Here is a 14,124-nt window from a genome sequence, read left to right as displayed (position 1 = left end):
TTGGGTTAAATAATCATAACATAGAGTAACAGCCTAAGGAGGTTAATTATGAGAATCGGTATAAGAGCACACGATGTGGCATATGCACCACTTAATGAACTTATTCCTAATATACATAATCAGGGATTTCATTGTATGCACATAGCATTAAGCAAGTCTATTAAGGAGTTCAAGCCTGGAGTAGAGACTATGACACCAGGTCTTGCAATGTATATTAAAGAATTATGTGCAGAGAATAAGGTTGATATAGCAGTACTTGGCTGTTACCTTAACCTTTGCAATCCTAACGGGGAGAAGCACAAGGAGATAGTTGAGAAATATAAGGCACATATAAGATTTGCAAGTATACTTGGCTGTGGCGTAGTTGGTACAGAGACAGGTGCTGTCAATGAGGAGTACAAGTATGAGCCAGCTAACCATTCAGAGGAAGCTTTACAGTGCTTTATAGATAATTTAAGACCAATTGTTAAATATGCAGAACAGTTCGGCGTTATAGTTGCGATTGAACCGGTATGGAAGCATATTGTTAATACAGTTGAGAGAGCAAGAAAGGTTCTTGATGCGATAGACTCACCTAATCTTCAGATTATATTTGATCCAGTCAATCTTTTATATGTGGGTAATATAGATAAGCAGGATGAGATAATTAATCAGGCATTTGATTTATTATTAAAGGATATAGCAGTTGTCCACTGCAAAGATTATGTTGTTGAAGGTGATGAACTTAAATCAATAGCGGCGGGAACAGGCGGACTTAATTATCCGCTTCTTCTTAAGAAGATTAAGGAACATAAGCCATATGTTCATTGTACACTTGAGAATACTGTACCAGAAAATGCAGTAGCAACAAGAGAATTTATGGAAAAACTATATTCAGAAGTGTAGGGAGAAATTATATGCCAGAGAATAATATAGAATTAGCAGGCAATACCAATATCAAGACAAGTCAGGTGGACAAGTCGGTTGATACTCCAGCAGATTTTACAAGTCCTGAAGTGCTTTATAATAAGCTTATAGAAACAATCAGGCAGTATCATCCCTCATCAGATTTATCTGATATAGAGAGAGCATATAAAGTGGCTAAGGAGGCACACGAAGGACAGTTTAGAAAGTCTGGAGAGCCATATATTATTCACCCATTGTGTGTTGCCATTATATTAGCAGAGCTTGAACTTGATAAGGAATCTATTATTGCAGGTCTTTTGCACGATGTTGTGGAAGACACGGTTATGACAAGTGAAGATGTTGCTAGGGAATTTGGTGATGAAGTAGCACTTTTGGTAGATGGTGTAACAAAGCTCACACAGCTTAATTACCAGCACGATAAGATTGAGGTTCAGGCTGAGAACTTAAGAAAAATGTTCCTTGCAATGGCAAAGGATATACGAGTTATTATGATAAAGCTTGCCGACAGGCTTCATAATATGCGTACAATGCAGTATCAGTCACCAGCCAAGCAGGTAGAAAAGTCAAGAGAAACTATGGATATATATGCACCTATTGCACATAGGTTAGGTATATCCAAGATTAAGGTAGAACTTGATGATTTATCAATGAAGTATCTTATGCCGGATACTTATAATGATCTTGTAAAGCAGGTTGATATTAACAGACCTGGCAGGGAGGCATTTATAAAGAGCATTATCAAAGAAGTAGGTATGCACATTAGCAATGCTGGAATTGAAGCTGAGATAGACGGAAGAGTTAAGCATTTCTTCTCAATATATAGAAAGATGGTTAACCAGAATAAGACACTTGACCAGATATATGATATATTTGCCGTTCGCATAAAGGTTGATACAGTCAAGGATTGTTATGCGGCACTTGGTGTTATTCACGAAATGTATAAGCCAATACCGGGACGTTTTAAAGATTATATAGCAATGCCTAAGCCTAATATGTACCAGTCGCTTCATACAACACTTATTGCTTCTAACGGACAGCCATTCGAGGTACAGATAAGAACTTATGAAATGCACAGAATTGCTGAATATGGTATTGCTGCCCACTGGAAGTATAAAGAAGGCAAGACAGGAGAGTCTGATAAGAGTGAGGAAGCTAAGCTTAGCTGGCTAAGACAGATTCTTGAATGGCAGAGAGATATGTCTGATAACAAGGAATTCTTATCATCAATTAAGAATGACCTTAACCTTTTTTCTGATTCAGTGTACTGTTTCACTCCTACAGGTGATGTTAAGACACTTCCAGCAGGTTCTAATCCAATAGATTTTGCATACAGCATACATAGTGCTGTAGGTAACAAGATGGTTGGTGCAAGGGTCAATGGCAAGCTTGTTAATATTGATTATGAGATTAAGAATGGTGACAGAATTGAGATTATAACATCACAGAATTCCAAAGGACCAAGCCGTGACTGGCTTTCAATGGTTAAGTCAACACAGGCCCGTAACAAGATTAACCAGTGGTTTAAGCAGGAGCTTAAAGAAGACAATATTATAAAGGGCAAGGAACTTATATCTAATTACTGTAAGAGTAAGGGAATTGTTCTTTCTGAGATTAATAAGCCTGAGTTTGTTGAGAAAGCACTAAGAAAATATGGTTACAAAGACTGGAATGCTGTTCTTGCGGCAGTAGGACATGGTGCATTAAAAGAAGGTCAGATTGTCAATAAGCTTAATGAGGAATATCAGAAGACCAAGAAGGCTGAGATAACTGATAAGCAGGTACTTGACAGCATTGTGGCAAGTGAGAGCAAGGAGAAAGAGAAGGAGAAGAAGGGCAAAGGCGGTATTGTTGTAAAAGGAATACATGATGTTGCTGTCCGTTTCTCTAAGTGCTGTAATCCAGTGCCGGGTGATGAGATTGTTGGGTTTGTTACAAGAGGAAGAGGAATATCAATTCACAGAACAGATTGTGTTAATATTCTTAATTTCCCAGCTAATGAAAGAGCAAGGCTTATTGAAGCTGAGTGGGAGCAGACAGAGAATAAAGATGAGAAGTACAGTGCAGAGATTAATATATATGCAGGCAATAGAAAAGGACTTATTGTTGATATTTCACGTCTGTTTACGGAAGCCAATATAGATGTAAGATTTATGAACAGCCGTGTTAATAAGAAACAGCTTGCAACAATCAATCTTGGATTTGTTGTATCTGGTAAGGAAGAGCTTAACAGATTAATTGACAATTTAAGAAAGATTGACGGAGTGACAGATATAGAGAGAGCTACAGGCTGATATTTATAACTGCTGTCGTGCGAAGTTAAGATATTTTATATATTGCTTCGTGCGGCAGCATTTTTGACACAGGGATTGGAGATTATAATGTATAAAATAGATGTAAGAGTATTAGGAATGGTAGGAACGAACTGCTACCTGCTTTGTAATACAGACACTAAGGAGTGCGTGCTTATAGACCCTGCGGATAATGCTGGAAAGATAAGCGAGATGATAGAGCAGTCTGGCTGTATGTTAAAGGGAATACTTTTAACACACGGACATTTTGACCATATTATGGCAGCAGATGAAGTGAGGGATAAGTATAATGTTAAGGTGTATGCTTCAGCAGAGGAGAAGAATACATTAAGTACACCTCATATTAATCTTGGTGAGGCTTATGGAATGAACCTGTCTGTGAAGGCTGATGTATGGCACAATGACGGTGATATACTTAAGCTTGCAGGATTTGATATTAAGGCAATTCACACACCGGGACATACAGAGGGCGGAACGTGCTATTATATTGGGTCAATCGGCGTGTTATTCTCAGGTGATACACTTTTCTGTGAGTCAGTTGGAAGAACAGATTTCCCAGGCGGAAGTATGAGCGACATTGTGCATTCAATTAAGGACAAGTTAATGGTACTTCCAGATGATACCAAGGTGTATACAGGACACGGCGAGGGAACAAGCATAGGATATGAGAGGGTTCATAACCCATATATAGGTGCGTAGGAAAGATGAACAGTATGATATATATTAAAATTGATAACGATACATTTTATGATGATGCAATAGTTCTTGTGCGTTCATTTTACCCAAGAATGGAGGTAAAGGCATATAAGCAGGATACAGTTGCCACAGAAGCTGATAAAGTGATTGATATAACAGTACCTGATATGACAGGACTTAACAAGAGCGAAATGCACGATAAATTCAAGTCATATTTATATGACAGGCTCAGCCAGATGACAGGAAAGACACTGCCCTGGGGTTATCTTACAGGAGTGCGCCCAAGCAAGATTGCATATGTTATGCTTGAAGATGGCGAAGATGAGCAGACTATAAAGAAGCATTTTATGGATAAGCATAAGGCAAGTGAGAAGAAAGCCAGCCTTGCAATAAATGTAGCAAAGAAAGAAATGGACATTCTTAATAAGATAGATTATAAGAATGGTTACAGTTTATATATTGGAATACCATTTTGTCCAAGTATATGCTTGTACTGCTCATTTTCATCATATGCACTTGATGCGTATAAGAATTATGTGGATGATTACCTTGATGCACTTATTAAGGAGATGACCTTTGTAGCAAGGGCGATGAAAGGCAGAAGACTTGATACAGTGTATTTTGGCGGTGGAACACCAACAACACTTGGTGCGGCACAGCTTGACAGGCTCATAACGGCTTTAAAGGAGCTTTTTGATATTGACGGCTGTCATGAATTTACAGTTGAAGCAGGACGTCCAGACAGCATAACAAGGGATAAGTTAAAGGTGTTAAAGGCACATAATGTTGGAAGAATATCTATTAATCCGCAGACGATGAACCAGCAGACACTTGACCTTATAGGAAGAAAGCACACTGTAGAGCAGATTAAAAATGTGTATTCTATGGCAAGGGAAGAAGGTTTTAATAATATTAATATGGATATTATTCTTGGACTTGTCGGTGAAGATGTTGATGAGGTGGCTCATACATTATCAGAGATTGAGGCGATGAAGCCTGAGAGCCTTACAGTACATTCTCTTGCAATAAAGAGAGCGGCGGCACTTAATATATGGAGAGATAAATATAAGCAGTTATCTACCAATAATACAGATGAGATAATAAGAATGACAGAGGACACAGCCAAAAGACTGTCAATGGAGCCTTATTATATGTATCGTCAGAAGAATATGGCAGGTAATTTTGAGAATGTCGGTTACTCAGTTGAGGGACTTGAATGTATATATAACATTCTTATTATGGAGGAAAAGCAGACAATAATTGCCTGTGGTGCAGGAGCTTCCAGCAAGGTAGTATTTCATAATGAAGCAGATGATAATCATTCAGTCAGAATTGAGAGAATAGAAAATGTAAAAGACGTTCGTAATTATATTCAAAGAATTGATGAAATGATTGATCGAAAGAAGAAATTCTTTGAGGAAAATAATTTCTAGAAATAGTAGTTATTGAAATAACAATTTGAAAGGAATTATTATTTGGTAATAATTTCCTTAGGATAGATAGAATTAAATTATATTTAAAGGAATATAGTGTCCTGAAATCAGGATATACGCTTATTATAAAAAATATAGAAATGAGGATAATATGAAGATAGCAGTTGCTTACGAGAATGGAAATGTTTTTGAGCATTTCGGACATTCAAGACAATTTAAGATTTATGAAACAGATGGACAGAACATTGTTAAAGAAGAAGTTATAGAGAGTGAAGGCTCTGGACATTCAGCTATGGCAGGACTTCTTGCAGGTCTTGATATTAATGCTGTTATATGTGGTGGTATCGGTGGTGGTGCTGCCAATGCATTAGGCGAAGCAGGCATAGAAGTATATTCAGGTGTATCAGGAAATGCAGATGAAGCGCTAGAGGCATACCTTAATGGAGAATTGATATCAGAGGGTGTTAATTGCAGTCATCATTCACACGAAGAAGAACAGAACTGTGGAACAGCTGATACAGAAAATGAAAGCTGCGGCTGTGGCTGTGGTTGTGGAAGTGACACAGATGAAGGAGGCTGCAGCTGTGGAAGTAATGAAACATCAGGTTGTGGCGGTTGTTCAGGTTGTGGTGGAGGAGCACCTTTATTTGATGGAGCTAATGTGGGCAAGGTGTGCAGAGTACACTATAAAGGAACATTTAACGATGGAACACAGTTCGATTCATCTTATGACAGAGGAGAACCTCTTGAATTCACCTGTGGTGCAGGTATGATGATACTTGGCTTTGATAAGGCTGTAGCTGATATGAATGTAGGAGATATAATAGATGTACATTTAATGCCAGAAGAAGCTTATGGAGAGAAAGACCCAGATGCAATTATCACAGTTCCAATCAGCGAGCTTGCAGGTTCAGAAGAACTTAAGGTTGATGATATGGTATATCTTCAGAATGTATATGGACAGCCATTTCCAGCTAAGGTAACAGCCTTAACAGAGAATGACATAACATTTGATGCTAACCACGAGATGGCAGGAAAAGAACTTAACTTTAAGATTGAGCTTGTAGAAGTTAAATAAGACTTGAGTAGATTATTAACTTAATAAAATAGATACTAATAGATATTATGGTAGATTTTAATCATCGAACTAGATAGATTATTAAGAATAAATCTCCCTGTAACTTATATCCGGAAGCAAAGGCTTAGGAAAGATATAAGTTACAGGGAGATTTTATCAGCTTCAAATATTATTATATATAAATGGTTTATTGTTCTAATCTTTACTTGTGAAATGTTTAGAGCTTATTTATTAAAATATATTGACCTATTCTTAATATTAAATATTGAGAATTATTTTAATATGGAATTATTCTTCCTCATCAATTATTCGTCTTGCAACATATACACCACTTGCAGAAGCGTGTGATAATGAATGTGTAACGCCGCTTCCGTCACCGATTATGTAAAGACCTTTGTACTTGGTTTCAAGGTTGTTATCAATCTCAACTTCCATATTGTAGAATTTGACCTCAACACCATATAAAAGAGTGTCGTCATTGGCAGTACCCGGAGCAATCTTATCAAGAGCGTAAATCATCTCTATTATTCCATCAAGTATACGCTTAGGTAGAACAAGGCTTAAATCGCCGGGAGTAGCAGAAAGAGTAGGTCTTACAAGTCCTTCTTCAATTCTTTTATCTGTGCTTCGTCTGCCTCGTATAAGGTCACCGAATCTTTGGACAATTACACCGCCTCCAAGCATATTAGAAAGACGTGCAATACTTTCACCATATCCGTTGCTGTCCTTGAAAGGTTCAGAAAAGTGCTTTGCAACAAGCAGGGCAAAGTTAGTATTTTCAGTCTGTTTATCACTGCCTTCATAGCTGTGTCCATTAACAGTTACAATGCCGTTCGTATTCTCATTAACAACGATACCGTTAGGATTCATACAGAAGGTGCGGACTAAATCCTCAAACTTTTCAGTCCTGTATACAATCTTACTTTCGTATAATTCATCTGTAAGATGTGCAAATATAACAGCAGGAAGCTCAACTCTTACGCCGATATCAACACGGTTTGATTTGGTTGGAATATCTAAGTCCTGACAGACTTTTTCAATCCATTTGCTTCCGCTTCTTCCAACTGACACAATACATTTGTTGCAGTCCATATAGGTATCTTTGTAATATATGCGGTAATTATTATCGATTATTTCAATATTAGTAACAGGAGTATTAAAGTAGAAATCAATATGCTCCTTCATTTCATTGTACATATTTTCAAGGACAATATAATTAATATCAGTTCCAAGATGTCTTACAGAAGCATCAAGAAGCTTTAATTTGTTCTGCATACATAAAGTCTTGAATTTAGTACCGGCAGTTGAGTACATATGCGTATCCTCACCGCCGTGGGAAGTATTGATGGTATCAACATATTTCATAAGGCCAATAGCTTCTTCCTTGCCGATATATTCGTAAAGAGTACCACCAAAGTCATTAGTAATGTTGTATTTGCCATCAGAAAATGCTCCGGCACCGCCAAAGCCATTCATAATGGCACAGGTTGGGCATTTGATACAGGATTTGATATTCTTTCCGTCAATTGGACATTTTCTCTTCTCTAAAGTATTACCTTCCTCAAATACGGCAACCTTTAAATCAGGAGCTTTCTTCATAAGCTCATAAGCAGAGAATATTCCGCCCGGACCAGCACCTATAATTATTACATCATATTTCATAAAATATTCACCCCACAATCGTTAATCGTCCTAAGTATTATATTATAAAAGCAGGATTATTAACAAGCAAAACAATTAAGATATGAATATTAACCTTGAAAGTGTTGTAAATACAACATATTAATGCGGAATGAAGATGTTACAATCCAGACATACTAATAATCCACATACAGATAAGTGTAATTGTGGTCTTACAAGATATACAGGTAAGAGTGACTGTAAGCTTACAAGATAATAAAGCAGATTATAATATGATGCACATATAAGCATAACAGCCAGCTTATATATAAAGCTGATAAATTACCAGCAGATAGATTGAAAAATATAATAAAAATAATGGAGGAATTATATGAACAGGACAGAACAGATTAAAGGCTATCTTAAAAGACTTGGTGATGGTGAAAGTCTTGAGAATGTTAAGAAAGATTTTGTTAAGGAATTCAATGATGTCAATCCAATAGAGATTATGGAAGCGGAGCAGGCGTTGATAGCAGAGGGAACACCTATATCAGAGGTTTCAAAGCTGTGTGATGTTCACTCAGCATTATTTCACGGTGCGACTAAGGAAGAAAGAATAGCCAAGGCGGAAAATGAAATATCAGAGATGAAAAAGTACTATGATGACACAATGAAAGGTATGACTAAGAGTGCCATTGCAGATATGCGTAAAGACAGAGAAAGCATTTTTAATAAACTGGCTATGATAAGCGGCCACCCATTAAATACTTTTGTGAAAGAAAATAAGGCAATCCAGCAGGTTATTGATGATATTAAAGAAAATATTACAAGCGGACATATTGATATAAAGGCACTGAAAGAGAAGATATATAAGCTCAGGGAGTTATCTATTCATTATGCCAAGAAAGGGGATTTGTTATATCCGGTGCTTAATGTACGATATAAAATCAGCGGACCTTCGGCGGTTATGTGGACAGTTGATGATGAGATAAGAGATGAGCTGTCAGACATAGCAAAGCAGTTAAATTACATGGACGGTAATAACAGTAGCAAAGCAGACAATAATAACAGTGCGGATAACAATAATGGTAAAAGTCTGGACGGTAAATTAATTGAAAGAATAGAAAATGTTATAAAGAGGGCAGAGGAGATGATATATAAGGAAGATAATATATTGTATCCTAACTGTGCCGCTAATTTTACGGAAGCTGAGTGGATTGGAATATATCACGATTCCAAAGATTATGCCGTGTGCCTTGATACAGTATCAGACAGATGGGAGAAAGCAGAAGAAGTAGAAAATGTGTATAAACCTGAAGTGTCAGAACAATCTGATAAGAAAGAAGATGTTCAGAATGAGTTATATATGGCAGGCGGACATATGACACTTTCGCAGCTTGAGGCACTGCTTAATGCAATACCAATGGAGATAACATTTGTTGATGAAGATAATATCAACAGATATTTTAATGAAGGGTCAAAGGTATTTAAAAGACCTGTTATGGCAATTGACAGGGAGGTATTCTCGTGCCACCCACCAAAGATTGAGGCAAAGGTCAGAAGAATTATAGAAGAATTCAGGATAGGAACACTTGATGAAGTATCTGTCTGGATGGATAAACAAGGAAGGACTATGCTTGTTAAATATATTGCGGTAAGGGACAAGCAGGGAAATTATGTTGGAACTCTTGAGGCGGTTCAGGATATGGAATTTGCTAAAGAACATTTTGCAAAGCTTAAATAAACGTGTATACAAGGTTTCTCTTTAAATATAGCCGATAAGGACATTGACATTTCTTTCACATAAAAATATAATATAATATTGTCTGAATGGAATTGATTCAGCATTAAGTATATTGATATGGTAGAATTATGAAGAATAACAATAATGAACTCATTGATTATATGATTAATGATTTTAAAAGTGGAATTAAGCACGGAGTGCTTGTTGCCAATCTGACATATGAGCTTGCACAGATGTGTGGTTTGTCTAAAGATGAGGCATACGAATTAAAGATTGCTGCGATGGTTCACGATGTTGGAAAGTTAAAGCTTTCAGAATATCTGTATGGAAGAACCGATGAGGCACTTCCGGAAGATGAGAAGCAGTATATGAGTATGCACTCAAAGATAAGCCATGATCTATTGAAAAAATACGATTATTCAGATAATATAATGGATGTCGTTCTTTCACATCATGAATGTTTTGATGGAAGCGGATATCCTAATGGGCTTGTTGGTGAGCAGATACCATTAGGAGCAAGAATATTAAAGGTTGCAGATGAATTTGCGGCACTTATATCAGACAGACCATATAGGAAAGCATTTGATATAGACACTGCTGTTACAATTATGATAGATGAGATTAAGAATATGGATATCAGAGTATTCCTTTTATTCCAGAGGCTTATTCACGAAGATTCGACTATAGAATTGATTAATAATAGCAGATTAGATATTGATGATTTGGATATAAGTGATATACTAAAAATCAGTCAGGATTAGGAGTAACCTAATTATGCCTTAGGGCAAATAAAACAGGCTGTTAATACAGCTAAGAAGAATGAGGTAATTAACTATGGCAGAGTCAATGGTTGGCTTAAAGAGAACACACAGATGCACAGAAGTTTCAAGTGCAGATATTGGCAGTACAGTTACAGTTATGGGCTGGGTTGCTAAAAGACGTAATCTTGGTTCACTTATATTTGTGGATTTAAGAGACAGAAGCGGTCTTTTACAGATTCTTTTTGATGAGAATATTATCGGCAAAGAAGGATTTGACAAGGCATATACATTAAGAAATGAATTCGTAATAGCTGTAGTAGGTAAGGTTATTAAGAGAAGTGGAGCAGTTAATGACAATCTTAAGACCGGTGATATTGAGATTGCGGCTGAATCATTAAGAATACTTTCTGAGTCAGAGACACCTCCATTTCCAATTGAGGATAATATTAATACTAAAGAAGATATAAGACTTAAATATAGATGCCTTGATCTTAGACGTCCTGATATTCAGTCTAATATCATTATGAGAAGCAAGGTTGCCACTCTTACAAGAGCATTTCTTGCTAATGAAGGTTTCCTTGAAATAGAGACACCTATGCTTACTAAGTCAACTCCGGAAGGAGCAAGAGATTATCTTGTGCCAAGCAGGGTTCATCCAGGAAAATTCTATGCACTTCCACAGTCACCACAGCTCTTTAAGCAGATGCTTATGTGCTCTGGATATGACAGATATATGCAGATTGCAAGATGTTTCAGAGATGAAGATTTAAGAGCTGACAGACAGCCGGAATTCACTCAGATAGATATGGAATTGTCATTTGTTGACGTTGATGATGTAATTGATGTTAATGAAAGACTTTTAGCATATCTTTTCAAAGAGGTATTAGATATTGATGTACAGCTTCCAATCCAGCGTATGACATGGCAGGAAGCTATGGATAGATTTGGTTCTGATAAGCCAGATTTAAGATTTGGTATGGAACTTAAGAATGTTACAGACATAGTAAAGAACTGTGGTTTCGGCGTATTTACAGGGGCTATCGAGAATGGTGGAACTGTAAGAGGTATTAATGCCAATGGACAGGGAAGTATGCCTCGTAAGAAGATTGATGCACTTGTCGACTTTGCAAAGGGATATGGTGCAAAGGGTCTTGCTTATATAGCTATTCACGAAGATGGTTCACTTAAGTCTTCATTCTCTAAGTTTATGACTGAGGATGAGATGAACGCACTTGTTGAGGCTATGGAAGGTAAGCCGGGTGACCTTCTTTTATTTGCTGCTGACCGCAATAAGATTGTATGGAATGTACTTGGAGCATTAAGAGTTGAACTTGCTGGACAGATGGGACTTCTTGATAAGAATGATTATAAGTTCCTCTGGGTAACAGAATTCCCACAGTTTGAGTGGTCAGATGAAGAAGAGAGATTCGTAGCTATGCATCATCCATTTACTATGCCTATGGATGAGGATCTTGATAAGCTTGAGTCAGACCCAGGTTCAGTACGTGCCAAGGCTTATGATATTGTACTTAACGGTACAGAGATAGGTGGTGGTTCAGTAAGAATCCATCAGGCTGATGTACAGTCAAGAATGTTTAAGGCACTTGGTCTTACAGATGAAGTTGCTAATGAGAAGTTTGGTTTCTTACTTGATGCGTTCAAGTACGGAGTACCACCACACGCTGGTCTTGCATATGGTCTTGACAGACTTGTTATGCTTATGGCTAAGAGAGATTCAATAAGAGATGTTATTGCATTTCCTAAGGTAAAGGATGCTTCCTGCCTTCTTACTAATGCACCAGATGTAGTAGATGCAAAACAGCTTGAAGACTTATCTATCAGAATTACAGAGTCAGAACAGGAATAATATTTTAAGAGCATTTGAAAGTATTTAATGGATATTTTCAAATGCTTTTTTTAACTATATTTTTAGACAATACTTTGTGAAATCTGGATGAAAATAATGGCTTTATCAGCTTTTTTTTAGCAAAAATATTGCATTTGAATAATCATGGGTATATACTTTTTTTATAAATCTTTGCAAAACTATAACAAAAGACTGGAGAAAAATTATGACAGAGAATCAGTATATAAGGGCAAACAGGACTGTTTTATTTACAGTTCTCATAGTATTTGGTTATATTGCGCTGACCCTGATGGCAGCATTAGGAGTGGGTGACGGACATAACAAAGGAAAGATTTTAATACAGTTTGTTGTGGCACTTGCTGTAATTATTGTATCAGTAGCTGCTTATATTTTAAGGAAGAAGACCAGAGTGTGTGAATTAACGATTGCGGTATCAATGGCATTTGGATATGTTGTTCTTATACTGCTTAATTCAACTGATGGTGTATGGACATATGTACTTCCTTTGATTATGGCTTCGATGGTATATCTTAATGAAAAACTAATATTGTGGGCTGATGGCGTTGCGATAGCTGGTAATGTCATAAGACTTATTATGGATTATAATATGTATAATGGAGTGGCTATGGCAAGCAGGGTTCTTGCTATATTAGTATTGGTTATTGTTACATGTATATCTCTTAGTGTAACAAAGCTGCTTAAGCAGTTTTTTGCAGAGAATATGAATAAGATAGAGGCAGCAGCAGTTATACAGAAAGAGAATAACGAGAAGATGGTTGTTGTAGCTGATAATATAACCAGACATTTCGGACAGGCTATGGATATGCTTGATGAGTTAGAAAAGAGCATAGATATAAACCACAATTCAATGAAAGATATAGCAGAAAGCACAGAAAGCACAGCAGAAGCCATACAAAGACAGGCCACTATGTGTGCAGAGATTCAAGAAAACACTGATATTGCTGAAAAAGAGATAAGCGAGATGGTTGAGGCCTCACACAGAACAGATGAGACTGTTAATGATAGTAAGGCTATAGTAGTTGAACTTAAGGAACAGGCACAGAATGTACATGATGCAAGCAATATAATCGTAGATGTGATTAACAGTCTTACAGAAAAGGTTGATGATGTACAGGGATTTATTGGTTCTATCGTAGAGATTTCAAGCCAGACTAACCTTCTTGCATTAAATGCTTCAATAGAAGCAGCAAGAGCAGGAGAAGCCGGAAAGGGTTTCGCAGTAGTAGCCGAAGAGATAAGACAGCTCTCAGAACAGACTAAGAATGCATCTTCAAGCATAACAGATATAATCAATAATCTTTATGAAGATACGAAGAAAGCTAATGAGAGCATAAAAGCGTCAGTTGAGTCAGTTAATAAGCAGAATGAACTTATTGATAATACAAGAGTGACTTTTGAGGACGTAGGAAAAACAGTTGATAATCTTATGAACAATATACATTCTGCAGAGCAGAGCATTAACAAGATACTGGATTCAACTTCTGTTATTTCTGATAATATTTCACATTTATCAGCAACAGGAGAAGAGGTAGCAGCTGCTTCAACTGAAGGCCTAAAAGTATCTGACACAACAGTTGAAAGTATGAAGAACTGTAAGAATATATTACATAACATATATCTTCTTGCAGAGGATTTAAAGAGTTCAGTAGATAACTAAATGGATTGTAAGAGATTAAGCAGATTACAATG

Annotated in this window: 9 protein-coding genes and 1 pseudogene; 9 read left to right on the top strand and 1 reads right to left on the bottom strand. The window is 36.8% G+C overall.

From position 1 onward, the window contains the following. The first annotated feature begins 48 nt into the window (after positions 1 to 48). The 5 genes from C7390_RS07360 (at position 49) to C7390_RS07340 (ending at position 6,422) form a co-directional block, all read left to right on the top strand. On the top strand, positions 49 to 885 hold the full coding sequence (locus tag C7390_RS07360; RefSeq protein WP_022502260.1) for a sugar phosphate isomerase/epimerase family protein: 837 nt from the start codon (positions 49 to 51) through the stop codon (positions 883 to 885). Between the two features lie 11 nt (positions 886 to 896). Further along, positions 897 to 3,197 (top strand): RelA/SpoT family protein, encoded by a 2,301-nt coding sequence (locus tag C7390_RS07355; RefSeq protein ID WP_055306711.1) that lies wholly within the window; start codon positions 897 to 899, stop codon positions 3,195 to 3,197. A gap of 87 nt (positions 3,198 to 3,284) precedes the next feature. Then, positions 3,285 to 3,914, top strand: coding sequence for an MBL fold metallo-hydrolase (locus C7390_RS07350; RefSeq protein WP_055306710.1), 630 nt, complete (start codon positions 3,285 to 3,287; stop codon positions 3,912 to 3,914). A 14-nt stretch (positions 3,915 to 3,928) separates the two neighbouring features. Then, positions 3,929 to 5,344: a coproporphyrinogen dehydrogenase HemZ gene (gene hemZ / locus C7390_RS07345; protein ID WP_116443868.1), complete on the top strand. Its 1,416-nt coding sequence runs from the start codon at positions 3,929 to 3,931 to the stop codon at positions 5,342 to 5,344. 151 nt (positions 5,345 to 5,495) lie between these two features. After that, on the top strand, positions 5,496 to 6,422 hold the full coding sequence (locus C7390_RS07340) for a NifB/NifX family molybdenum-iron cluster-binding protein (protein WP_116443867.1): 927 nt from the start codon (positions 5,496 to 5,498) through the stop codon (positions 6,420 to 6,422). A 288-nt stretch (positions 6,423 to 6,710) separates the two neighbouring features. On the opposite strand, the gene C7390_RS07335 is transcribed toward C7390_RS07340, so the two are convergent. Beyond that, positions 6,711 to 8,084: an FAD-dependent protein gene (locus C7390_RS07335; protein ID WP_055176078.1), complete on the bottom strand. Its 1,374-nt coding sequence runs from the start codon at positions 8,082 to 8,084 to the stop codon at positions 6,711 to 6,713. 355 nt (positions 8,085 to 8,439) lie between these two features. On the opposite strand from C7390_RS07335, the pseudogene C7390_RS07330 reads away from it, so the two are divergent. From C7390_RS07330 to C7390_RS07315, 4 genes and pseudogenes are all read left to right on the top strand, one after another. After that, positions 8,440 to 9,786: pseudogene (locus C7390_RS07330) on the top strand (DUF438 domain-containing protein); the annotation flags it as partial. A gap of 128 nt (positions 9,787 to 9,914) precedes the next feature. After that, positions 9,915 to 10,547: an HD-GYP domain-containing protein gene (locus C7390_RS07325; protein ID WP_055176072.1), complete on the top strand. Its 633-nt coding sequence runs from the start codon at positions 9,915 to 9,917 to the stop codon at positions 10,545 to 10,547. Positions 10,548 to 10,620: 73 nt separating this feature from the next. After that, positions 10,621 to 12,414, top strand: coding sequence for an aspartate--tRNA ligase (aspS, locus tag C7390_RS07320; RefSeq protein ID WP_055176069.1), 1,794 nt, complete (start codon positions 10,621 to 10,623; stop codon positions 12,412 to 12,414). A 205-nt stretch (positions 12,415 to 12,619) separates the two neighbouring features. Beyond that, complete coding sequence (locus tag C7390_RS07315) at positions 12,620 to 14,092, top strand: methyl-accepting chemotaxis protein (protein WP_116443866.1); 1,473 nt, start codon at positions 12,620 to 12,622, stop codon at positions 14,090 to 14,092. Positions 14,093 to 14,124: the final 32 nt, after the last annotated feature.

It is taken from the genome of Bacteroides galacturonicus (assembly GCF_003096855.1).
GTDB classification, from domain to species: domain Bacteria; phylum Bacillota; class Clostridia; order Lachnospirales; family Lachnospiraceae; genus Lachnospira; species Lachnospira rogosae.
The sequence above is the reverse complement of the archived record's forward strand: the minus strand, read 5'-3'. Positions and strand labels throughout refer to the sequence as shown.